Raw genomic sequence first — 22,063 nt, forward strand, 5'->3', positions numbered from 1 at the left:
TGGCGCCGGTCGATTTCGTCGTTGATCACGTCAGGGCCGGGTCTGTCCGGTGCCGTGCACGCGGTATTTGAAGGAGGTGAGCTGCTCGACGCCGACAGGGCCGCGGGCATGCATCTTGCCGGTCGCAATGCCGATCTCGGCACCCATCCCGAACTCGCCGCCATCGGCAAACTGCGTCGATGCATTGTGCAGCAGGATCGCGGAATCAACCTCGGTGAAGAACCTCTGCACCACATCGGGATCGTCGGCAATCACCGCCTCGGTGTGGTTCGAGGAATAGGTCTGGATGTGCTCGATCGCACCCGAAATGCCATCGACGACAGCAACCGAAACGATGGCATCCAGATACTCGGTCGACCAGTCCTCCTCGGTGGCTGCCTTCGCGCCAGGCATTGCCTGGACGACCGCAGCCGAACCGCGGATTTCGCAACCGGCTCCAGCAAGGGCCTCCAGCAGCGGGCGAAGATGGCTCTTGGCCACGGCGCTGTCGACGAGAATCGTTTCCACCGCACCGCAGATACCGGTGCGCCGCATCTTGGCGTTGACGACGATCTCCTTGGCCATGCCGAGATCGGCCGATGCATCCACATAGATATGGCAAAGCCCCTCAAGGTGCGCGAAGACGGGCACCCTCGCCTCGTTCTGGACACGCGCAACAAGGCTCTTGCCGCCGCGCGGAACGATAACGTCGATCGCACCATCCAATCCGCGCAGCATCGCGCCGACGGCAGCTCGATCGGTTGTCGGCACGAGATGAATGGCATGCTCTGGAAGTCCCGCGGCCTTCAGGCCCTGCACGAGGCAGGCATGAATTGCGTGCGATGAGCGCCGGGAATCCGAGCCGCAACGCAGAATGACCGCATTGCCGGCTTTCAGGCAGAGCGCGCCGGCATCCGCCGTGACGTTCGGACGGCTCTCGAAGATCACACCGATGACACCGAGCGGCGTCCGAACGCGCTCGATCTTCAGTCCATTCGGGCGTTCCCAGGCGGCGATCACCTCGCCGACCGGATCCTTCAGCGCCGCGATCGCGCGGATACCCTCGGCCATCTCGGCAATGCGCTTGTCGGTCAGTGTCAGACGATCGACGAAGGATGCGAGCATGTCCGTGCCGGCGACATCTTTCAGATCCTTGGCATTCTCGGCGAGGATGTGATCCTTGTTGGCGAGGATCGCATCCGCCATGGCGTTCAGCGCCTTGTTTTTGGCTTCAGTGGACGCAAAGCCTAACGGTCGCGCCGCAGCCTTGGCCTTGCGGCCGATGTCATTCATCAGCGCGTCAATGTCAGGGCTCGGCGCAACTGTATCAAGCATAGCTTGTGTCCTTCTTCTGCCTTTCCGATTTTGAACTGATCTGCGACGTCATCACCATGTCATCGCGATGGATCATTGCCGCACGTCCCGCGTAGCCGAGGATTGCCTCGATCTCCGTCGACTTGCGGCCGGTAATCTGCCGCGCCTCTTCGGCATCGTAGCCAGCAAGTCCGCGCGCGATCTCCCGGCCATGCGGGCCGACGATCGCCACCGTATCGCCGCGGCTGAAAAGCCCGACAACCTTGCGAACCCCGGCAGGAAGCAGGCTCTTGCCGGCGCCGAGCGCAACAACGGCACCCTCGTCGACGTGGAGTTCGCCCGCCGGCTGCAACTGACCAGCAATCCAAGTCTTTCGCGCCGTGACGGGCGTCCCTGAAGGAGCAAACCAAGAGGAGCGCGCCCCATTCTCGATCGCCGAGAGCGGGCTGTCCGCCTTGCCTGAGGCGATGATCATTGCGCAGCCGGCCGTCGTCGCAATCTTGCCGGCGTCGATCTTGGTGCGCATGCCGCCACGCGACAGCTCGGACGCAGCGCCACCCGCCATCGCTTCGATTTCAGGCGTGATCTCGGCGATCGTGGCAAGAAATTCCGCCTGCGGATCGAGGTGCGGCGGCGCCGTATAGAGACCGTCAATATCGGACAGCAGAATCAGCAGATCAGCACCGGTCATGGTCGCGACCCGCGCAGCCAGGCGATCATTGTCGCCGTAGCGAATTTCGCTGGTAGCAACGGTATCATTCTCGTTGATAATCGGCACGGCGCCGATCTTCAGGAGCTGATTGATGGTGGCACGCGCGTTGAGATAGCGACGGCGCTCTTCCGTATCGCCGAGCGTCAAAAGGATCTGACCAGCAACGATCTCGTCGTGGGACAGACTTTCCGACCAGGCACGCGCCAGAGCGATCTGGCCGACGGCCGCCGATGCTTGACTTTCTTCGAGCTTCAGGGCTCCCGAAGGGAGATCGAGGACCGATCGGCCGAGAGCAATCGCGCCGGACGAAACAACAAGGACGTCGACGCCCTTGGCCTTCATGGCCGCAATATCGCGGCACATTGCGTCGAGCCACGCCTTCTTCAGACCGGTCTTGCGATCGACGAGGAGAGCCGAGCCGATTTTAATGACGATGCGGCGATAGCGCTCAAGCGACTTACGCGTCGTCATGGGCCTCGCCTTCATCATCCGACACCGTATCGCGATGGCGGAGCTTCGGTGCCTTGGCGAGCTTTTCCGCCCCGCCGGCATTCGCCTCGACAATGACATCCCGCAAGGCTCGCAGCACTTCCGTCATGCCCTTGCCCGTCGCCGCGGAAATCTGGAACGGCGTCTTGCCGCAGGCCTTGGCCAGTTCCCTCGTCTTCTTCTTCAAGGTGGCGTCATCGAGAACGTCGATCTGCGACAGGGCGACGATCTCGACCTTTTCGCCAAGATCACTGCCATAGGCCTCGAGTTCGCGCCGGACGGTCGTGTAGGCCTTGCCGACCTTTTCCTCTTGCGAGGAAACGAGATGCAACAGAACGCGCGTACGCTCGACGTGGCCGAGGAAGCGGTCACCGATCCCGACGCCTTCATGCGCGCCTTCGATCAGCCCCGGAATGTCGGCAAGGACGAATTCTTGACCGTCAACGGTCGCGACACCCAGGTTCGGGTGCAATGTCGTAAAGGGATAATTTGCAATCTTCGGCCGGGCACGGGTGACGGCTGCAAGGAACGTGGACTTGCCGGCATTCGGCAATCCAACAAGGCCAGCGTCTGCAATCAGCTTCAAGTGCAGCCAGATTGTCTTTTCCTCACCGGGAAGACCGGGATTGGCCCAGTCCGGCGCCTGGTTGACCGAGGATTTGAAGTGCGCATTTCCGAAGCCACCATTGCCGCCGGTAGCGAGCCGGTAGCGTTGGCCTTCCTCGGTGAGATCGCAAATGAGCGTTTCCTTGTCTTCCTCGAAAATCTGCGTGCCGACGGGCACCTTAAGCGTCACGTGCTCACCATTGGCGCCGGTACGGTCCCTGCCCATCCCGTGCGTACCGATCTTGGCCTTGAAGTGCTGCTGGTAGCGGAAGTCGATCAGTGTATTGAGACCGTTGACCGCCTCGACCCAGACATCACCGCCGCGTCCGCCGTCACCGCCATCGGGGCCACCAAACTCGATGAACTTCTCGCGTCGGAACGAGACGCTGCCCGCGCCGCCGTCTCCGGACTTGATGTAGACTTTTGCTTCGTCGAGAAATTTCATCTTACTTCCATTGTGGCCGTTCATCGCTCCTCTTGCCGCTTTCGATATAGGCGGTTCAATCGGAGGTCAAAGGATTATCGTGAGGTTTGCGAGCTATAGCATACAGTACGGCTGCGGTCTTGATGGTATCTACGACCTCGACCGTTCGGCAACATCATCGCATCCAGCAACCTGAAATCCGCGAAGATCGACATAGCTCCGACCATTTCCGCATCTGGGTCGTTATTCGGTAGTTGGGGTTGAGGCGCCCCGACGATCGGGACGCCTCGCGTTCGTCTCAAGCAATCCTGGCCTGTTGCAGGGCACCCGGCTTCAGCATCGTCTCGACATGCGTGACCATGGTGTTGCGGGCGAAGCTGTAGATTTCGCTGCAACCGGTCATGCGGAAGCCGAGCCTTTCCTGCAGCTTCAACGAAGCCGGGTTGTCCGCGAAGACCCCGGAATGAACCGTCGTCTCCGGCATACGGCGCGAAAAGCGCTCCAGCACCGCCGTTACCGCCTCGCTCATATAGCCGCGCCGCCAGTAGAAGCGGTTCAGCCAGTAACCGAGGTGCCAAAGGCCATGGCGAAGCTCGATGGCGGCGACGCCGATATGAGCGTCGTCGCCAGTCGTGATGGCAAACTGCCAGTCGGCCATGCCACCCGCCGTCACCGGAACCAGCCAGTCGAGTGCGTCCTGCCTGTCATAAGGCGCAGGAACGCGCGCGAGCATGCGGGTAACGGCGAAGTCGGACAGCGTGTCCGCGATCGCATCGGCATCGCTCAGCCTGTGCGGGCGGAGCACCAGCCGGTCGGTGGTGATGACCGGCAATGGGCCGGGCGTCATCGACTGGCTCCTGGGTCTCTGAAGGCTGATCGCGTTCATAGGACGCTCCCCCAGCTTCTCAGCGACATCCAGGTCTTGCGGTCGAGCCTGTACCATTCGACGGGCACATTGCTGCCGAGAGCCAGCGATGCCGCCAACCCCGATCCCTGGAACTGGAAACCGCACTTCTGGATGACCCGCCGCGAAGCGACGTTCATCACCCGGCAACGAGCATCGATCTGATCGACATCCTGCCGCGTGCGAAAGACCATATCGACCAAAGCATGGCATGCCTCGGTCATAAAGCCTTGATTCCAGTACGGTTCTCCAAGCCAGTACCCGATCTCGACGGTCCGCCCGTCAAGATGCGGTTCGACCCCGCAGCACCCTACAAAGGCGCCGTTCTCGGCCTTGGTGATCGCATAGACGCACTTGCCAATCTCGCCATTTTTCGTGCGTCGCACGAAGTCGGCGGCATCATTGGCCGTGTACGGGTGCGGCATGCGCGACACCATGGTGGCGACTTTGGCGTTGTTGGCGAGATGGGCAAGGGCGTCGATGTCTTCTTCGTGCGGTGCGCGCATGACGAGCCGCTCCGAGAGTAAGACAGGGCAATCGGTCCTTAACCGCTCCGGCCTCAGCCGTTCCTTGGGAGACCGCTGGTCTTCCCTGAAAGACCGCGATTGGCCTTCCCTCAATAGTTCGCCTTGCATGTTCAGTCCTCCTTCGTTGGACAAGAAAAAAGGGGAGATGGCGCCCCATCTCCCCTGTTTTCTGGACTGAACCTGATACGCTCAGCCGGGTCGATGAGACGCCGGCTGTTTTAGAGCGCTACCGGCTTATTCCGCTGCTTCCGCTTTCGGCATTACAGACACGTACACGCGGCCATTGGCCTTCGTACGGTAGTTCACATTGCCGGCCGTAAGCGCAAAAATGGTGTGGTCCTTGCCGAGGCCGACGTTGGCGCCCGGATGCCACTGCGTACCGCGCTGACGCACGATGATGTTGCCTGCGATGACGGTTTCGCCACCGAACTTCTTCACGCCAAGGCGCTTGGATTCGGAATCACGACCGTTGCGCGATGAACCGCCAGCTTTTTTGTGTGCCATTGGTGTTCTCCTTTAAACCTTAAAGTCCCGTGATCTTACTTGGCAGCCACGATGTCCGTGATACGGACAACAGTGTGGTGCTGGCGATGGCCGCGCGAACGCTTCGAGTTCTGACGACGGCGCTTCTTGAAGGCGATGACCTTCTTGCCGCGGTTGTGCTCGACCACTTCGGCCTTGACGGAAGCGCCCTTGACGAAGGGAGCACCAATCGCAGCGTCGGCGCCTTCGCCGATTACGAGGACTTCGGTGAATTCAATTGCGTCGCCAGCGGTTGCTTCAAGCTTCTCGATGGTCAGCACGTCGTTTGCCGCCACACGGTACTGCTTACCGCCGGTCTTGATGACTGCGAACATTTTTTATCCTTTCATGTTCGTTCCGGCTCGTGCCCGCCAATCAGCAGGTGGCCGTCTTTTTATCAGTCGAGGTTAAGCAGGGATTTCAAAGGCTTTGACCCAGAACTCTCGCTGCCGGTGATCTGCCTCGCGAGCGCGAAGCAGGCAAGGCGCGGACTTATCCACACCTATTGCGCAGCCGAGATACGCGAGCATAAAAAAACTGTCAAGGCAAAAGGATGAAAAGCTTTGAGATTTCGTCTTGCCAGCCCGTCATTCTGTCGCTATGTAGCCCCCCGCGCCGAACAAGCGCCGACCTGACCGCGGAGAGGTGGCAGAGTGGTCGAATGCACCGCACTCGAAATGCGGCATACCTGCAAGGGTATCGTGGGTTCAAATCCCACCCTCTCCGCCATTCTCCCCAATTAGCTGCCTTGTTGTGGTTTTCTCTAACTCCGGCGGCGGAGCCCGTCTTGGTAACGAGCCGGATCCAGCGCGTGAAGTGCGCCCGGCGACCATGCTCGCGGCGACCGCGTGAGCTGCACGCTGAATGGCACCGCTCACGCCAACATGCATGCGCCAGCAGAACAATCCTCGTTATCGCTAGTCGACGGTATCAGGATGCGTCGATGCCTTCAGATCGGCCAGACCGCGGTTTGCATCCTTGTTGCCGATCGCGGCCGCGGCAGTGAATATCCGCTCGGCGTCGCCGTACATCTTCATGTTCAGGTAGGCATATCCGCGGAGCACCATCAGATCGATGGGTTCCTGGCGAAGCTGGGCGCGCTGATCGAGGTATATCAAGGCCTCACGATAACGCTTTGCGTCGAAGGCGGCGAGAGCCCGGTCGGCCAGGATCGCAATCTGCAATTCGGCCGCGCGCTGTTGCGTCTGCGGTGCCTTCGTCGCGGCGACGGCAGCATTGTTGGATAGGCCGGCGCGCAGGTAGGCGAGGCTCTGGCCATAGGCTGCGTCCTCGCGCGTCTTGCGGTTTGGACTGGCGAGCGCTGCCTCGAAAGCCTTGGCTGCCTCCATCGGACGATTGATGTCCATCAGGCACCAGCCCCGTGACAGTGCGGTTTCCGGATCGAGCAGTTGCGCATTGACCGTAGTCGTGCATCCGCGCAGTTGCCGTGCACCGCGGCGAACCGTGACCGTTTGCATCGCAGGCTGGCGTACGACCTCGGTGACGGCTGGCGGGTTTGCACTTTCGATGCGCTCCGGCGGTGCCCGGACAATCTCCGGTGACGCGGCCGTTGGACCTTGCGGCACCATCTGCCCGGGAGGAGCGGGCAGGGGAGGTGTTGTGGTCCGTTGGTTCGTGGCCTCACCCAACTGTGCGATGCGCTCGGACCTGCCAGCCCACAGGCGCTGGATCTCAACTACGCCCGCCCGGTCCCGCAACTGCTGGCGCGTGATGGCCAATCCGTAAGCGGACGGTTCGTCATCCGGCTTCCAGCGTAGCGCCGTCTCGAACCAGCGCGCCGCTGTTTGCGGTTGATTGAGAGTGCGGGCAAACCAGCCGAATTGCTGTGCCGTCGGCACATATTTCTGGGCAATGATTTCGCTGGCGATGCGCGAAAGTACCTCTTCGCTGAGGTTGGCAGGCGGCTGCAGGGCCATCAGGTTCGCCGTCGCAGCAAGATATGTCGCGGTCGCATCCTTGGAGGCACCACGCCACTTGTACATGACGTCCTCCGCCTCTTGCGGTTTCTTCTCGGCAATCAGCGCCAGCGCCAGACCCTGGGAAGCGATTGCCGAGTCTTCCTTCTCCCGCGCTGCCCGAAACCATCTTTCCGCATCGGGATAGTTTTCCCGGCGAAGCTGGTACCAGCCGAGAAGAAGGCTGTCGGATGCCAGCCGCTCCGTTTCAGCAAGTCGTTGCACGATTGAAAGATAAGCCGGCGCCACAGCCAGATCGGGGTCATCGTTGCCGGCGGCGACAAAGCGGCGGGCAAGCTCATTGCGAATGCCATCGAATTCGCGGCCGCCGTTGCCATCGGGGCGTTCAAGCGCCAGGAGATCCTGCATCACTGCGTAGGAAAGCAAGGCGGCCGCCTTCTGAATGGTCGCCACACGCTCTTGCGGATTTGTGCAATTCTTCAGGATATAGACATAGGCATCCCGGGCGCGCGGTGCGCGATCGGTCTTCGCGAAAGCTTCGGCAACCCGCCATAGCACGTCGATGTCGCTGCATGTCAGGAGGCTCGGTGTATTGGCGCCGATCTGGACGACGGTTGCATATTGCTTCAGGTCCGACGCATTGACGAGGCGCGCGCGGGCCTCGGCGACATCCAGCCGGTCAAGCAGGTCAGGCGGCGGCTGCCATCCCGATTCGGACGCCTGCCGGTCGGCAATCGCCTTGCGGAGTTCCGCGTAGCGTCCCTCCGAATACAGTTGCCACATCTGCTCCAGCTGCCTGTCGCCACTCTGCGGAACGGCCAGAGGATCGGCGGGCGGCACCCAGTTCGGGTACAGCGCCTGAAGCCGCGCGATCTCGGCCTGCAGGCGCGCCTTGTCGCCGCGGCTGGCGAAATAGCGCAAGGCACTCTCATCGACTTTCGGCTGGGCTGACTTGGCTGGCTGAGCCGCCGTAGGCTGCTGTTGAGGCGCCTGCGCGACCATCAACGACTTTTCGGCCTCGTCACCGGCGGTCTCACCCTGTTGAGGAAGCGGCGGAACCAGTGTTGCTGCGTGTAGCCGATCGGCAATGGCCTGGACGTCGATCTGCGGCTTGGGACTGGTTTCCGGTCCCGTGACACGACCCATGAGCATGAATTGTGGCGCAGCTGCGTGACCCGACTGCCCGAAGCCCAGCATCTCCTGAAGTGCCACGCGGTCCCTCAGGGCGGTCACCAGACCAGCCACCGCCACCGCAACGACAATTGCAACGGATGAGGATTTCACAGACACTCCGGATGCTTCTCCCCGACAAATGCCAACCCAAGAAGATGAAGGGTCGATGGATAGTAGAGCGACGGCTCAAAATGCTGCGACGACTCAGGCAGCTTGGTTCCTTCCGTCACACAGGCCACGACATCGTTAACAATTCGATAACCCGGGTCCGACAGCAGCGCCTTCGGCTTGCCGGACGAGAGGTCGATTGTCGCCGGAGTGCCCTCCTCGGCGGTCATTCCCTTTCGCAATCTTGACAGCAGAGCCTTGTCCGAAACTCCCGCGCGCACGAGATAGAGCGGGATGCGCAGGCTGTTGTATCCGAATTCCGCGTCGAAGCCGGCTGCGGGCTCCGGCATGCGATTGAGGCTCACCCAATCGGCGGGCAGTTTTCGTGGTCCGAACTGCATGGCCTGCAGCAGCTGCAGACCGTCGTCCGACAGCTTCTGCCAGGCGTTGGACGGGGCTAGGAGCGCCATGACCGGGATCGCCTCATACACCCAGTAGGAGGGATTGATGACGGGGCCGTCCTTGCGATCAGGGGAATTGAAACCGCTGACGCCAGGGAGCAACAGGGTGTGTCCGTTTGAACTGATGACGACATGCGAAAGAAGGGCCTGAGCCATCTTCGCAGCCGCCTCCATATAGTCGGTCTTGTTCCACGCAGACCCCGCAAGGGCCAACGCATAGGCGATCAGCAGATCGCCATCCGATGCATTGTTGCTATCGGTGACATGCGGCGTGACGGCAGGATCCCATCTCCAGGCGGCCAGGCCGTCATCGCGCAGCAACAGTTCGGTGCGCGTGAAGTACCATATCTGTTCGAAGTCAGCTGGGTTGTTGGCAAGGTAGGCAAGCAGCAGGCCGTAACCCTGGCCTTCGCTGTGGCTGATATTGCCGTTGCCATCATCGACGATGCGGCCGCTGGCATCCAGGAACTTCGCCTTGTAGGCGCCCCATGCCTGCGGGCTAATTCCGGGACCTTGCGCCTGCGCGGGCTGGCAGACAGCAACAACCGCGAAGCTTGCGGCGCAGAGCAGTTTCAGCAACCTCTTCATTCGCGCCTGCCCAGCCGGGAAAGCATGCTTGCCGTGGTAACACCGATCAGCAGCGAAAGGACGACCAGAAGGAAGGCGTAGGACAGTATGTTCGTTGATAGCCAGTTCGCAGCAATCAGGCGATAATTTGAGAGGGACCAGGGCTGAGAGGCCACGAAATCGAAGCGACCGACCGGGACGCTTTCGACCTTGCCGGTCTTGCTGGAATAGGTGGTGATATGACCTGCGATCTGCGGCCAGTTGACCTGTGTGGTAACGGCTTCGGCGCCCTCGCGCAGGTCCTTGGCGGAAGGAGCCGTTACAATCGTCCAGGAGGATCCCCCGGCAGCGCTTTTGCCCTGAGCGATCAAGAAGCTGTCGTCGTTCGAGGGCGTGAAGACTTCCTCGGACCCTGGTACGAACTGCAGTGAACTCAGCGAAATGTCGAAGTTGCGGCGCAGCCACTCCTGAAATGATGTGATCTGCCCGCGCCATACCCCGCCGCTGACCTTGGAGCGCCAATCGTCAAAGGTCACAGAAGGCTCGGTCTGGTTCGATTGGACGGCGGCGGGCGGTCGCCAGGACGCCTGACTGGTCGTTGCTACATTCAACTGCGTCAACACGGCCGGCGGCATCTGCGAGATCGAGCCGATGAAAATCGCATCCCGTTCGCCGATGGCGCCCGGTGTCGCGGCCGGTTCAATGTCGAGCGGGCGGCCGGCAACCACTGCCATTTGCCCGAGTAGCGTGGCCGTCGCCGACAGCGTGTCGCTATCAATCCGGTCGATGAACAGCGGAATGGGCTGTGTCGCGCGATTGTAGGGATAGCCAGTCCCTGACAGTCCGGCGAGGTTTGGTCGCTGCCCGATGCGGGCAAAGTCCGGAATGTGAATCTCGCTGGTGTCGAAGAGCGCAAAGCGCGGCGTGGTACCGGCCGTCGTGCCCGGCACGCATATGTCGTCCTCTTTCGTCATCAGGATGGCTTCGAGAGACAGTGTGTTTAAGCCCGGCTTGAAATGCCGCATCGTCACGCGAATGGGCAAGTGCCGGAAGATGCCCCCACCCGTTGATGAAATCGGCACCGTTGAAGCGATGTTGCCGTTGACGTAGATGTCGATATGGCTGCCGGGCAGGACATTCTGCGTGAAGGCGGCGTCCAGCAGTACCGTCGCATCGCCATAGGCGTTCGCGTAGAAATCAGACGGCACGGCGATGTTGAAACTGGTCCGGAAGCGTCGTCCCGAAAATTCCGTTGTCTTCACGCCCAACTGCGCAAATGTCAGGTTTGTGGCCGAGAGAACAAGCGGTGCATCCGGTGCGCTCCAACGCTGGGTTACCAACGTATCGCGAATGGCGGTCGCGGGCCGATCCACCGTCGACACAATGGTTTCAATCGCGGCCGAAATTGCGGGCCAGGACGGGCCGCTGATCAAAAGAACGGGTGCCCCCGACTTCGGGTCGGTCACAAAGGAGGCCAGCGGCGCCGCTTGCGCGGCCGGCGGGGGGGCGAAGAATGGTTGGAGCTCTGCCGGCGTTCCGACAACCACAGTCATGCGCCCGGGACCAGACTGGGGCAGTGCATCCGCGCTGAAGGAGAATGTCTCGTTCGGCATGCCGCTCAGAACCGAGAGTCCCTGGGCAAGGCGCAGAAGAGGTTTTGTCGTGCCTGGCTGCTCGAGTGCCGGTACGACAAAATTGAACTGCGTCCTGCCGGTTTCATCGACGCCGATCGCGCGAATGGCGTCCGTGCTGGAAAACTTCGCTGCCTCTTGACCGCTGAAGCTCAGATAGGTCTTGGCCGGGTCGATATCCGTCCAAAGCTCGTAGGTCGATTCAATGGTACAATCGGTGCGGTGGCGTTGTGTGGCTTCGAATGTCAGAAGATTTGCGCCCGGTTGCAGCAGTCCCGCTGGGACATCAAAGGAGACATTCGATGGTGCATCCGGTGAGGCGATCGCCTGTTGGCCGACGATCCGATTGTTCAGAAGAACGGTCAGTTGTGACGCCTCCGGGGCGACAACAACCGCATTCTGATAGGCGAAGTTGAACTTTGCAGGCGCGGCGGCCTGCTCCGGCGTGATGTAGACCGACCACGACTTGCGATCATACTCGCCATCCAGGCCGAGCTTGGCGAACGGAACAACATATCTTCGAAGCGCGGCGCTTAGGCTTGATTGGACGGCAGGCAGAGGGGGTGGCGTGGCAGTTTGTGGGCGAGGCGCTTCCACCTGCGCGGGCGGCGGTTGAGCCGCGGCTGGCGGTGAGGCGGGTGCGATGGCGAATGGTGGCGTCGGGTTAGCAGCGGGTGCAGGCGGCGTGGAGGGTGTTTGCGGGCCGGTCGCCGGCGCAGGCGTGGCCGGTAATGTCAGGCGCGGCACCATCGGGGCGCTCCCTTGCTCACGCTCGCCCGACATGTCGAAGGGCGCGGTCTGTGCATAGGCAACCGCGGAGGCGGAAAGGAGAAACGCCAGGATTGATGTGATCTTCCTCATCAGTTTCCTGCCTTCGCGACCTGATGCGGGCGCTCGCTCTCAGATCTCGTGCTCCGGAAGAGGTACACGAGGCCACGGCTTGTCTGATAGAGCGAAAGGCCGAGAAACCAGATTGTTCCTCGAATGAGGCCTGGGTTATGGCGTCGCGCCTGCTGGAACTGTGTCCACTGATCGGAATTCGCAAAGATCAGGTCGGCGATCAGGCGGTGGTCGAGCGCGCGCTTCGGAATGTATTGGCAGCCAACGGCCAGGATCTCGCCGGACGGCTGGATATTGCGGACGATTAGGGGGAGTGTTTCCATGCTTGCGCCGCTATGAGGCTGAAAGCGAATTTCCCCCTCGGTCCCGATCACCATGGGATCCAGCTGCTTGTTGAAAACATGCAGTCGCGCGCCGTGCACCGACACGTCTTCGATCGATGCCGTGTACCACTTGCCACCGACCCCGAATTCACAACGCCGGTTCACACGCACGCGTCGGGACGCAGCCCGCTCGCCACGTTCGGACACGACCCCGAGGGCACAGCCGGCCATAATGAGGTTGATGACGTTCCAGCCACCGACCACCAAGGTCACATCGGCCTTATATGGCTCGGCATAGATGCGATAGATGGTCACCGCCAGAGCAATCAGCTGGACAGCAAAGATCACGAAGAACGGCCGGCTGATTTCCGATAAGCGGCTGACGGCAATCGACTCGTCCTTCGCCGTCACCTTGAAGGTTGGCTTGCGCGGATTGAGCATGACCGAAACCACCGCCGGGAGCAGGTGGACCGTCTGGACATACTCGTAGAGCTCCGAGATCCACGGCCAGCGGAAGGACCCGTAGAGATAGTTCTGCATCATCAGGTTCACGAGCATATAGGCAAGCGTATAGGCCAAGAACTCGCCGCCCGATGCCGTGAAGATCTCAAGATCGAAGAAGAGATAGAAAAGCGGCGCGAACAGGAAAATCGTACGCGGGAAGGGGAAGAGCCAGAAGAGCGTCGACGACATATAGCAAAGGCGTTGCGGCAGTGTCAGGCCACGCTTCAGCAGCGGGAAACGGAAACGCAAGATCTGCATCATTCCCTGCGCCCAGCGGCTGCGCTGGCCGATGAAGCTCGCAAATGTCGCGGGCTGCAGCCCGGCGATCAGCGGCTTGTCCACATAGATGCTGTTCCATCCGCTGCCATGAAGCGCAAGCGCGGTTTCGCAATCCTCGGTGATGCTGATGCCGCTGAAGCCTCCCTGGGATTCGAGCGCCCTCCGGCTAAGGACGGCGGCTGAACCGCAGAAGAAGGCGGCATTCCATTTGTCGAGACCGCGCTGGATGATGCCGTAAAACATCTCGTTCTCGCTCGGCATCCTCTCGAAGGTTCGAAGATTTCGTTCGAGCGGATCCGGATTGATGAAGAAATGCGGGGTCTGGACAAGAAACAGCTTCGGATCGTCGTCGAAATAGCCGACGGTTTCGAGCAGGAAGTCGCGTGCCGGCGCGTGGTCCGCATCGAACACGGCGATCAGCTCGCCGCTTGATTGCTTCATTCCGTTGTTGAGGTTGCCCGCTTTGGCATGCTCATTGCGGTCACGCGTGAGGTAGCGGACGTCGAGATCCTCGCAAAGCTTCTTGAGTTCGTCATGGCGCGCCACCGCGGCCTGGGCTTCGAGAAGCTTGTTGGAATTGCGCTTCTGCAGTGTACCACCGTCATCCAGCAGCCAGACGTGCAGTCTTTCGGCCGGATAATCCATGGCCTTTGCCGCGGCCAGCGTGTTGGCGAGAAGGTGGGAGTCCTCGTTGTAGGAGGGGACGAACACGTCGACATGCGGAAACCGCTCTTCCTTGCTCGCGCGCGATGGACGCGGAGGCAAGGGCGTGGCGACGATGAACAGGCTGAGTGCCAACATCGCCACGCTATACATTTCCGCGAGATAGAGCAGCAGGCCAGGGATGAAATTTTCCGGCTGGTTGATCGGCGGCAGCGTATTGGTCGTTCGCCAATAGACATAGCGAAGAACGATGGAGGTGCCAAAGGCAAGCGCAATCAGTCTCCAGGTGCCTTCAGCCTTCAGCCCCTTGATGATCGCCATCACGGCGACGACAACAAAGCTCGCGATCAGCTGTGTCTGCAGGTTCACAGGCAATGTGATCAGAACGATCACGCACAGAGAAACGAAGGCCCACGTAATGATGCTTCGGGCTTTATGCATCAACATCCCTTTGACAATGCGGGCCGGGCGCTTAGGAACACCGCAGCCGTCTCACGTCTACTTCTTCTGGCACGCGGCCGTCATGGCCGAATCCCCTATGCACTCCGGTGACGGCACCGTCAGGCCGCTCGCCACCGCGGTTCTCGGTTGCGTCTGTTCGGCCGAAGGCGCGGCTGACATGTCTGGCTGCGGCAGACTGCTCGAGCCATCAGGCAACGGAACGCGAGGGCCGGTCGGCGGCGGCAATTGCACGGGCGCCTCCTCGACTCTCGGCTGAACGCTGCGTACGCGAACGACACGAGATTGGATTTCCGGACGGGCTGGTTCATAGCCAAAAGCCATCCGCGTGTTTCTATAGCCGCCCTCGTCTGGATAGATCGGATTGCCGGGGCGCCCGAGCGTCGGATCAGTGCCCTGCGGATGCCCGAACGGATTCCAGATTTCTCCATCCAGCATCCCAACGATCGTGTAGCCGTACATGATTCCGAGCAACTGTCTTTCGGTTGCCCGGGCATCACAGAGGCGCAACCGCACCTGGATCATTCCGAAGTTGCGCGCTTGCGTCTGCGCGGATCTGCTTGAGCGGATCTGCTGCCAGCCATAAATACAGGTATCGCCCGAACCGCTCAGGCCCGAGGCATAGCCGAACGGTCCATAGCTGTTTTGCAGATAAGTCGCCGAGCGCGTCATCTGCACGCCGGGAACGGCCGCAAAGGCTTCGCGGATTATCCCGTCCTCGCTGACCATCCTAAAGGAGGCGTTTCCGATGCCAGGATTGGCTCCTGATGCCCCAAAAAACTGCACCCCGAGAAAATTCTGACCGGACACGGAAGACGACGTGTAGAGCGAAATCGTCTGCTCTGTGCCATTGCCACGCTTGCGCTCGACGACACTGACGATCGAGGGACCACCAGGCGGGGGCAAGGCCAGCGCCCTTTCGGCGGGCACCGTCTCGGAGACGTTTGGGCGCCTGACATTTCCTGACGACTGACATCCGACCACAAGCCCGGCAAGCAGTGCCAAGCATGACGCCTTCAGTACACTGGACGTTTCGGGTCGCCGCAATCGTCTTTCCTCACGTCCATGCGAGATTACGCATTGGACTTCCGAATCAACGACCCTTGAGGCCGCTACCTATGGTAAACGACGATTATGGTTAACCCATAGTTAATGTGCGACAGCGAGTGTTGATCTGGGAAGGGAATGGCACTCGGTGCAGCTGTCCGGCAACGTCGTCGACGGATTCCGATCCTCGCGGTGTTCTCCGTCTGGCGTTGAACACGGTGTGTCGATCATCCTGGATAGACTGCGAAATCACCTCGCGAAACTGATTTGCATTTTATTAAACATGTAACCAAATCGCATTCTTCCTTGAGGACCGATTTGCTCTCCTGGCGCGTTAGACCGGCATCCGAAACGGAGTATGCGAGTAGTGGCAAAGATCCTTATCGTGGAAGATGAACCCCTCATTCGCTTCGTGCTGGCAGACCAACTGCTTGAGGAAGGTTACAGCGTCATCGAATGCGGGAACGTGCTTGAGGCGATCGCGGCACTTGGAGTGAACGATGACGTTGATGCGATCGTGACCGACGTGGAGATGCCTGGGGCACTCAACGGCCTGGATCTCGCGAGGCTCATCAAGGCGACAAAGCCGTTCATCCACGTCTTGGTGACGTCTGGTCGTGAAATCGATCTTACTGACCTGGATTGGGACGCGAGCTTCTTTCCCAAGCCTTACGATCTAAAGGCTATCGCCAACGAAATCGGGCGACGGGTCGGTTCCCACGCGTCGCGTTTTTTGCCGAAGCGGCCAAACGCTACCAGATAGCGCGAGGATGTCGTGACCATCCTGAAGGTCATGCGGACGCGGAGTCTGGCTGCCCCCATACAATTGATGCCAGCGCCACAACAGAAGCGTTAGCGATCCTGGCGCGAGCTCTCAAATCCCTGACCCGTCGAGCTCCTGTGCGTCGTCGCCTTCCCAGGGTGAGGGCATCGACGCACGATTGAGATTGGCCGAGGGCATCGGCATCCAGCACTTCATTTCGGGCTCGGCATATTCAATGATTCGGCCTGGCGAGGAATCAGAGGCACGCCAGCCTTCCGCACCGAACTGATCGCCATTCGACCAATAGGCGAGGTCGACTTCTGCCGGCCCCTGTTCGGACTGGCGGATCGTGACGAGGATCCGACTGCCGTCTTTCGGCGCGCTTGCCATGTGACGCCAGCGGTCTTGCTCGTCCATCGTTCTCTCTCTCCCGCCTTGCTGCAGGTTGCAAGTGTCGTCCCGCCATCGAAAACGGTCAACTCATTCTTTGTAGAATCCGTCCTCTATCGGATCTGCTGGTTTACGATCTCCACTGTGACGAAGATGAACGGTTGCGGAGGGGCGGGGGTGCACCAGCATGGTTTCACCTTTCTCACAAAAAAAGCTTGCCAGAATCTCCGGCTCCTCCCAGCAATACCCCGGCGACGGGTGCACTTACTGTCCGTCGAACGGACTTTCCGCCGCAGGAAATTGGCGATTTGATCGATTCGATTGTCAAAAAACCATAATTTGCTTGACCTAGATCGCACATTGACTCTCGGCCTTAAGAATTGGATCAACGCTGAATGCGCATAACCTATGTTTTCCTTGGTGCAGTTCTTGCAATCGTACAGCCTGCATATGCTGACGTCGCGTCTCCGCCTGTTTTGCAGCCGCAAAAGCAACAGGCACAAGCCGCTCAGCTAAGTGCGCAATTCCTCACGCGGTTCAGCTATAAACCCATTCCTCTTGACGACGCCTTGTCGGCCAAGGTCCTGGATCGGTACATCAAGTCCCTCGATCCGGACCACATGCTCTTTCTGCAAACGGATATCGACAAGTTCATGTCTGAACGGAACGAGATCGACGATTCCATCAAACGGGAGGACTTGAAGATCCCGTTTGCGATCTTCAACGTGTATGAGAAACGCGTTGTCGACCGCATGAACTACGCGCGCACCTTGATTAAGCAGGACTTCGATTTCGGTGCGAAGGAAGATTTTTCCGTCCTGCGCGATAAGGAACCTTGGCCGCAGTCGGAAGCCGACAGCAACGAGCTTTGGCGCAAGCGCGTCAAAAGCGACTGGTTGCGGTTGAAACTAGGCGGTAAAGCCGACGCGGCTATTCGCGAGACGCTCGACAAACGGTACGCAAACACGCTCGAGCGCGCTTACAAGTACAAGAGCGACGACGTTTTCCAGTCGTTCATGGACGCCTATACGACCTCGGTCGACCCGCACACGGACTATTTCGGCGCGACCGCTTCCGCCGACTTCGATATCGCGATGAAGCTTTCACTGGTTGGCATCGGTGCGGTGCTACAGGAACGCGACGACTACACGACAATCCGTGAACTCGTGCCTGGGGGGCCGGCGCAGCTATCCGGTAAGCTCTCGGTCGGAGACCGCATCACCGGTGTCGGTCAAGGCAAGGACGGGGCGATAAAGGACGTGATGGGTACACGCCTCGATGAAGTCGTGCAATTGATACGAGGCAAGAAAGGCTCCGTCGTGCGCTTGGACGTCCTGCCGGCGGATGCCGGAGCAGATGCCACCCATCGCACCATCAGCCTGGTGCGCGACAAAATCAGCCTCGAGAAGCAGGCTGCCAGCAAGACCGTGCTGCCCGTGAAAGTGGGCGACGCCACGCGTAAAGTCGGGGTGATCACCCTACCGGCATTCTATGAGGATTTTGAAGCCAAGCGCAAAGGCGACAAGGACTATAAAAGCGCAACCCGCGACGTCGCAAAGCTTCTCGGCGAACTGGAGCAAGAAAAGGTCGACAGCGTTCTTATTGACCTGCGCAACAATGGCGGCGGCTCTCTAGACGAAGCGGTCGATTTGACCGGTCTGTTCATCGGCAAGGGTCCGGTCGTTCAACAACGCGGCAGCGACGGCAAGGTCGCGGTGAGACGCGCTGATTTTAAGGCGCCAGTCTGGACAGGCCCCGTGGGCGTCCTGATCAATCGCGGATCAGCATCGGCGTCGGAGATCTTTGCCGCGGCGATCCAGGATTACGGTCGAGGCGTGATCGTCGGCGAACCAAGCTTCGGTAAAGGTACCGTTCAAACCGTCGTCGATCTTGATGACATGGTTCGCAACAGCAAACCGGAATTCGGCGAGCTGAAAGTGACGATTGCCCAGTTTTTCCGGATTAACGGCGGTACGACGCAGCTGCGGGGCGTGACGCCTGATATCAGCTTGCCGGGGTTCTCGGATCCGACAAGCTTCGGCGAGACCAGTTATGATAACGCCCTGCCCTGGGCGCAAATCAAGCCTGCGAACTATACGCCGGCAAAGGTTGTAGCGGCATCGCTGCCGACGTTGCAAAGCCGCCATGATGCACGGGTCGAGAGCGACCCGGACTTCCAACGACTGTTGAAAGACATTGCTGACCTGAAGGCGCAGCGCGAGAAAGGGGTTATCTCCCTGAATGAAGCCGAACGTCGCAAGGAAGCGGCTGCTCGCGAGGAGCGGCTCAAGTCTCAAGCGCAAGCAAGCGATAGCGAAGATTCTGGTTCAGATGATGGACTGCAGTCAAACGAGCGCAGCCTGAGCGCTGATATTGCTATGGAAAATGCCCGCAAGAACGCAAAAGACGTCTTGCTGAACGAGACCGCCGCCATTCTTGCCGATGAGGCGGACTTACAAGGGAAGGCAAAGACTGCCGCAAAACTATCGGGAAGCACCGACGGAAAATAGCTCTATCCGATGGCGTGGCAGGCGATAAACCTAACCGAGTTCGGCAAGCGAGTTCTCGTGACTGCCTGCGGCCCCATCGGATACACTTGCGGCGGCCCGCGCTCGTAGCTCGCCGAACGGTAGGCGAAGCCGATTTTATCTTGAGCTGCATTGCTCTAAGCTGTCGGCTGAGCACTCCGTTGGGTTGGTGTATCATGGTCGGCCAGCTAACCATCAAGGTATTGGGCGAACTTAACGTCACGCAGCAGGGACAGCTTTTGCCTCTGCCGCAGTCAAAGAAAACCCGTGCCCTTCTTGCCTATTTGGCTGTCGTCGGAAGAGCCCAACGTCGCGAGCATCTTTGCAAGATGTTCTGGGAAGTTCCGGACGACCCTCGGGCTTCCCTAAGGTGGAGCCTTCACAAGCTGAGGCCAATCGTGAATACGGAAGGTCATGTGCGTCTGCATGCGGACCACAATTCCGTTCTCCTCAGCCCCCAGACGGTCGAGGTGGACTTCAAGGGTATGGCTTCTCTGAGGCCCGCGGACCTCGACCGCTTGGACACGGAGAGATTGGAGTCGCTTGCCGCGACATTTCGTGGTGAATTTCTCGATGGCCTATGCCTCCCGCACTGCCCAAACTTTGAAGCGTGGCGGCTATGTCACCGGGATATTACGCTTCGGGTGCACATGGAGATTCTGCGCGCCCTTGTTCGACGCCTGCAAGACCGACCTGAGCGAGTAAACGTCTATTCCCTGGTGCTCGATCGCCTTACCAACGAGATTGCCGCCGTCGATCGCCCCGAACAGTGGCCGGAGCCTTCAGTCTCCGGCGTGAGCAACGGGTCTCGCGATGTCCCGCTCCGGTCACTTCCACCTTCACAGCCTGGATCAGCTTTCATCTCGCGGAACTTTGAAACGGATGTCCCGTGGCCAGCAGTGACGCCCAGCAAAAGATCGCAGGAAATTCGCTTCTGCAAAACCGCGGATCGGGTAACAATCGCTTACGCGGTGTGTGGGCGGGGATCACCGATCGTAAGAGCCGCACATTGGATGTCGCATCTCCAGTATGATTGGGAAAGTCCGGTGTGGACGCATTGGATCGACGCCCTGTCGGAGAAGACGAAGCTGATACGCTACGACGAGCGCGGCACCGGACTCTCGGACTGGATTGCCGAGGATATCTCGTTTGCGGCGATGATTGCGGACCTGGAGAGCGTGGTCGACGCGGCGGGCCTCGATCGGTTCACGCTGCTGGGTGTATCGCAAAGCTGTGCCGTCTCCGTTGCCTACGCTGTCCGACACCCCGAACGGATTTCGGGGCTCATCCTGTACGGAGGATTTGTAAAAGGCTGGCGAAAGCGAAGCGACAGCCATGAGGTGGCAACGCATGAGGCAATGACCGCTTTGATCAGGGAAGGATGGGGTCAGAACAATCCGGTTTTTCGACATCTGTTCACTGCAATGTTCATTCCAGGGGCGGACGAGGTGCAGATGGATTGGTTTGACGAATTGCAGCACATTTCTGTGTCGCCCAGCAACGCAGGTCGCCTGCACGAGGCGTTCGGAGAGATCGACGTTTCGGATGTCCTGTCGCAGGTGACGATTCCGACGCTGGTCTTGCACGCAAGAAAAGACATGGTCGTTCCCTTTCAGTGCGGAAGGGAGTTTGCGACCGGCATCCCCGGGGCTCGATTTGTCGATCTCGATAGCGCCAACCACATTCTCCTCGCCAACGAACCCGCCTTTGAGCGGTTTGTTCGTGAAGTAACGCGCTTCGTCGCCGAAACAGCGTAGCCTTGTGACTGGCGCCTTGGCGCGCCCGACGGTCTTGGAGACGCTATCAACCGAGTTTGGCTCCCGCCTCTCGTTCAAGCGCGATCGCACCCGAGGGGCGCCTTTTCAACGATCCGCCCGGCATTTTCAACGATTCCTCCCACACTCCTTCTCACGCCGGCAGAACAAAGTGCTTCCTACAGTTCTCGACGCTGACGAGGAGGCACGACGATGAAGGTTCACACTGTAACCGGCGGCGCAGGATTGCGACTGCATGTTCGCGAGTGGGGAAAAGAAGACGCTCCTTCGATCCTCTTCATCCACGGGTGGTCACAGAACCATCTCTGCTGGAAGAACCAGTATGAGAGCATGCTTGCCGAGGACTTTCGCCTCGTAGTCCTGGACCTGCGCGGTCACGGCATGTCGGAGGCCCCGCTCGAAACGGAGTATTATACCGAGCCGCAGCTTTGGGCCGACGATATCGCCGCTGTCGTAGATCAACTCAACCTCCGCAGTCCCGTTTTTGTGGGCTGGTCCTACGCCGGCTTCATTATTTGCGACTACCTCCGGGCCCATGGAACGGCGAAGGTTGCGGGCATCAACTTTGTAGGCGCGGCGACCACGCTCAATAAGGCAGCATTCGGCACCTTGATTGGCCCGGGCTTCCTTGACCACGTCATTGGTGCCACGAGCGAGGACCTGCCTGGCAACATCGAAGCAATCCGCAATTTCGTGCGCGGGTGTACTTATTCGCAACTGCCTTCCGAAGTATTCGAAACGGCGATCTGCTGGAACATGGCCGTGCCAGCGAAAATCCGGGCTGCGCTGCTCACCCGCGAGATCGATTCTGACGATGTACTGACCGCTCTTGCGGTGCCCATCCTTGTCACGCACGGCCAAGAGGACACGGTGATCCTGCCGGCGATGGGGCGGCACCTTCTAGCGTTATGTCCTGAAGCCACGGCATCGTGGTATGCGGCAACGGGCCACGCACCTTTTTTGGAGAACCCTACCAGGTTCAACGATGAGCTATGTCGTTTTGCAGATGACGCAAAGGTGTCCCGGGAAGGTATCTCTTCGAGGCTGGAAGGGAGCACATTGGCTGGAACAAGTCCCGTTTTCAATCGCACTTGACCGCGCGGACGAGTTTCAGTTCCTCCAGCGGCGAAGGATACGG

17 protein-coding genes and 1 tRNA gene are annotated in these 22,063 nt (G+C 59.8%); 5 read left to right on the forward strand and 13 right to left on the reverse strand.

Annotated elements, in window-relative coordinates; translation table 11 throughout:
• Positions 1-30: 30 nt before the first annotated feature.
• From C934_RS0106790 to rplU, 7 genes are all read right to left on the reverse strand, one after another.
• Positions 31-1,314, reverse strand: a complete 1,284-nt coding sequence (locus C934_RS0106790) for a glutamate-5-semialdehyde dehydrogenase (protein ID WP_018855949.1) — start codon at positions 1,312-1,314, stop codon at positions 31-33.
• Positions 1,307-2,476, reverse strand: coding sequence for a glutamate 5-kinase (proB, locus tag C934_RS0106795; protein WP_018855950.1), 1,170 nt, complete (start codon positions 2,474-2,476; stop codon positions 1,307-1,309). The genes C934_RS0106790 and proB overlap by 8 nt, the downstream gene beginning before the upstream one ends.
• Positions 2,463-3,545, reverse strand: coding sequence for a GTPase ObgE (gene obgE / locus C934_RS0106800; RefSeq protein WP_018855951.1), 1,083 nt, complete (start codon positions 3,543-3,545; stop codon positions 2,463-2,465). The genes proB and obgE overlap by 14 nt, the downstream gene beginning before the upstream one ends.
• A 277-nt stretch (positions 3,546-3,822) precedes the next feature.
• Positions 3,823-4,410 (reverse strand): GNAT family N-acetyltransferase, encoded by a 588-nt coding sequence (locus tag C934_RS0106805; protein WP_026371617.1) that lies wholly within the window; start codon positions 4,408-4,410, stop codon positions 3,823-3,825.
• Positions 4,407-5,063, reverse strand: a complete 657-nt coding sequence (locus C934_RS0106810) for a GNAT family N-acetyltransferase (RefSeq protein ID WP_026371618.1) — start codon at positions 5,061-5,063, stop codon at positions 4,407-4,409. The genes C934_RS0106805 and C934_RS0106810 overlap by 4 nt, the downstream gene beginning before the upstream one ends.
• 126 nt (positions 5,064-5,189) lie before the next feature.
• Entirely contained in the window at positions 5,190-5,459 is a 270-nt protein-coding gene (rpmA, locus tag C934_RS0106815) for a 50S ribosomal protein L27 (RefSeq protein ID WP_018855954.1), read from the reverse strand.
• Positions 5,460-5,494: 35 nt separating this feature from the next.
• Positions 5,495-5,812, reverse strand: a complete 318-nt coding sequence (rplU, locus tag C934_RS0106820; protein WP_007528566.1) for a 50S ribosomal protein L21 — start codon at positions 5,810-5,812, stop codon at positions 5,495-5,497.
• Between the two features lie 304 nt (positions 5,813-6,116).
• Here rplU and C934_RS0106825 point away from each other — a divergent pair.
• Positions 6,117-6,206, forward strand: a tRNA-Ser gene (locus C934_RS0106825).
• Positions 6,207-6,394: 188 nt separating this feature from the next.
• Here C934_RS0106825 and C934_RS0106830 read toward each other — a convergent pair.
• The 5 genes from C934_RS0106830 to bcsN are packed head-to-tail and all read right to left on the reverse strand — an operon-like array spanning position 6,395 to position 15,469.
• Positions 6,395-8,698, reverse strand: a complete 2,304-nt coding sequence (locus C934_RS0106830) for a cellulose synthesis protein (protein WP_018855955.1) — start codon at positions 8,696-8,698, stop codon at positions 6,395-6,397.
• On the reverse strand, positions 8,695-9,744 hold the full coding sequence (locus tag C934_RS0106835) for a glycosyl hydrolase family 8 (protein ID WP_018855956.1): 1,050 nt from the start codon (positions 9,742-9,744) through the stop codon (positions 8,695-8,697). The genes C934_RS0106830 and C934_RS0106835 overlap by 4 nt, the downstream gene beginning before the upstream one ends.
• On the reverse strand, positions 9,741-12,215 hold the full coding sequence (locus C934_RS0106840) for a cellulose biosynthesis cyclic di-GMP-binding regulatory protein BcsB (protein WP_018855957.1): 2,475 nt from the start codon (positions 12,213-12,215) through the stop codon (positions 9,741-9,743). Before C934_RS0106840 ends, C934_RS0106835 begins: the two co-directional genes overlap by 4 nt.
• Positions 12,215-14,404 carry a UDP-forming cellulose synthase catalytic subunit gene (gene bcsA / locus C934_RS0106845; protein ID WP_018855958.1) on the reverse strand — a complete coding sequence of 730 codons (2,190 nt, stop codon included), beginning with the start codon at positions 14,402-14,404 and terminating at the stop codon, positions 12,215-12,217. The genes C934_RS0106840 and bcsA overlap by 1 nt, the downstream gene beginning before the upstream one ends.
• A 57-nt stretch (positions 14,405-14,461) precedes the next feature.
• Complete coding sequence (gene bcsN, locus C934_RS0106850; RefSeq protein ID WP_198011802.1) at positions 14,462-15,469, reverse strand: cellulose biosynthesis protein BcsN; 1,008 nt, start codon at positions 15,467-15,469, stop codon at positions 14,462-14,464.
• 358 nt (positions 15,470-15,827) lie between these two features.
• Here bcsN and C934_RS0106855 point away from each other — a divergent pair, with 358 nt between their 5' ends.
• On the forward strand, positions 15,828-16,232 hold the full coding sequence (locus C934_RS0106855; RefSeq protein WP_026371620.1) for a response regulator: 405 nt from the start codon (positions 15,828-15,830) through the stop codon (positions 16,230-16,232).
• A gap of 111 nt (positions 16,233-16,343) precedes the next feature.
• On the opposite strand, the gene C934_RS0106860 is transcribed toward C934_RS0106855, so the two are convergent.
• Entirely contained in the window at positions 16,344-16,649 is a 306-nt protein-coding gene (locus C934_RS0106860) for a hypothetical protein (protein ID WP_018855961.1), read from the reverse strand.
• A gap of 368 nt (positions 16,650-17,017) precedes the next feature.
• Here C934_RS0106860 and C934_RS0106865 point away from each other — a divergent pair, with 368 nt between their 5' ends.
• The 3 genes from C934_RS0106865 to C934_RS0106875 all read left to right on the forward strand — a co-directional run bounded on the left by C934_RS0106865 (position 17,018) and on the right by C934_RS0106875 (position 22,020).
• Positions 17,018-19,132 (forward strand): carboxy terminal-processing peptidase, encoded by a 2,115-nt coding sequence (locus tag C934_RS0106865; protein WP_018855962.1) that lies wholly within the window; start codon positions 17,018-17,020, stop codon positions 19,130-19,132.
• Positions 19,133-19,683: 551 nt separating this feature from the next.
• The gene (locus tag C934_RS35555) at positions 19,684-20,907 is read left to right on the forward strand and encodes an alpha/beta fold hydrolase (protein WP_245267916.1); all 1,224 of its coding nucleotides are present in this window, start codon (positions 19,684-19,686) and stop codon (positions 20,905-20,907) included.
• A 243-nt stretch (positions 20,908-21,150) separates the two neighbouring features.
• Positions 21,151-22,020: an alpha/beta fold hydrolase gene (locus C934_RS0106875; RefSeq protein ID WP_245267917.1), complete on the forward strand. Its 870-nt coding sequence runs from the start codon at positions 21,151-21,153 to the stop codon at positions 22,018-22,020.
• Positions 22,021-22,063: the final 43 nt, after the last annotated feature.

The organism is Rhizobium sp. 42MFCr.1, assembly GCF_000377185.1.
Classification (GTDB): Bacteria; Pseudomonadota; Alphaproteobacteria; order Rhizobiales; family Rhizobiaceae; genus Rhizobium; species Rhizobium altiplani.

Bases quoted from the DNA above. Each gene is read 5' to 3' on its own strand.
- rpmA (WP_018855954.1), bottom strand. From the start codon at position 5,459: ATGGCACACAAAAAAGCTGGCGGTTCATCGCGCAACGGTCGTGATTCC.
- C934_RS0106860 (WP_018855961.1), bottom strand. From the start codon at position 16,649: ATGGACGAGCAAGACCGCTGGCGTCACATGGCAAGCGCGCCGAAAGAC.
- proB (WP_018855950.1), bottom strand. From the start codon at position 2,476: ATGACGACGCGTAAGTCGCTTGAGCGCTATCGCCGCATCGTCATTAAA.
- C934_RS0106840 (WP_018855957.1), bottom strand. From the start codon at position 12,215: ATGAGGAAGATCACATCAATCCTGGCGTTTCTCCTTTCCGCCTCCGCG.
- C934_RS0106835 (WP_018855956.1), bottom strand. From the start codon at position 9,744: ATGAAGAGGTTGCTGAAACTGCTCTGCGCCGCAAGCTTCGCGGTTGTT.
- C934_RS0106790 (WP_018855949.1), bottom strand. From the start codon at position 1,314: ATGCTTGATACAGTTGCGCCGAGCCCTGACATTGACGCGCTGATGAAT.
- C934_RS0106810 (WP_026371618.1), bottom strand. From the start codon at position 5,063: ATGCAAGGCGAACTATTGAGGGAAGGCCAATCGCGGTCTTTCAGGGAA.
- C934_RS0106865 (WP_018855962.1), top strand. From the start codon at position 17,018: ATGCGCATAACCTATGTTTTCCTTGGTGCAGTTCTTGCAATCGTACAG.
- rplU (WP_007528566.1), bottom strand. From the start codon at position 5,812: ATGTTCGCAGTCATCAAGACCGGCGGTAAGCAGTACCGTGTGGCGGCA.
- C934_RS0106855 (WP_026371620.1), top strand. From the start codon at position 15,828: ATGCGAGTAGTGGCAAAGATCCTTATCGTGGAAGATGAACCCCTCATT.
- obgE (WP_018855951.1), bottom strand. From the start codon at position 3,545: ATGAAATTTCTCGACGAAGCAAAAGTCTACATCAAGTCCGGAGACGGC.
- bcsA (WP_018855958.1), bottom strand. From the start codon at position 14,404: ATGCATAAAGCCCGAAGCATCATTACGTGGGCCTTCGTTTCTCTGTGC.
- C934_RS0106805 (WP_026371617.1), bottom strand. From the start codon at position 4,410: ATGAACGCGATCAGCCTTCAGAGACCCAGGAGCCAGTCGATGACGCCC.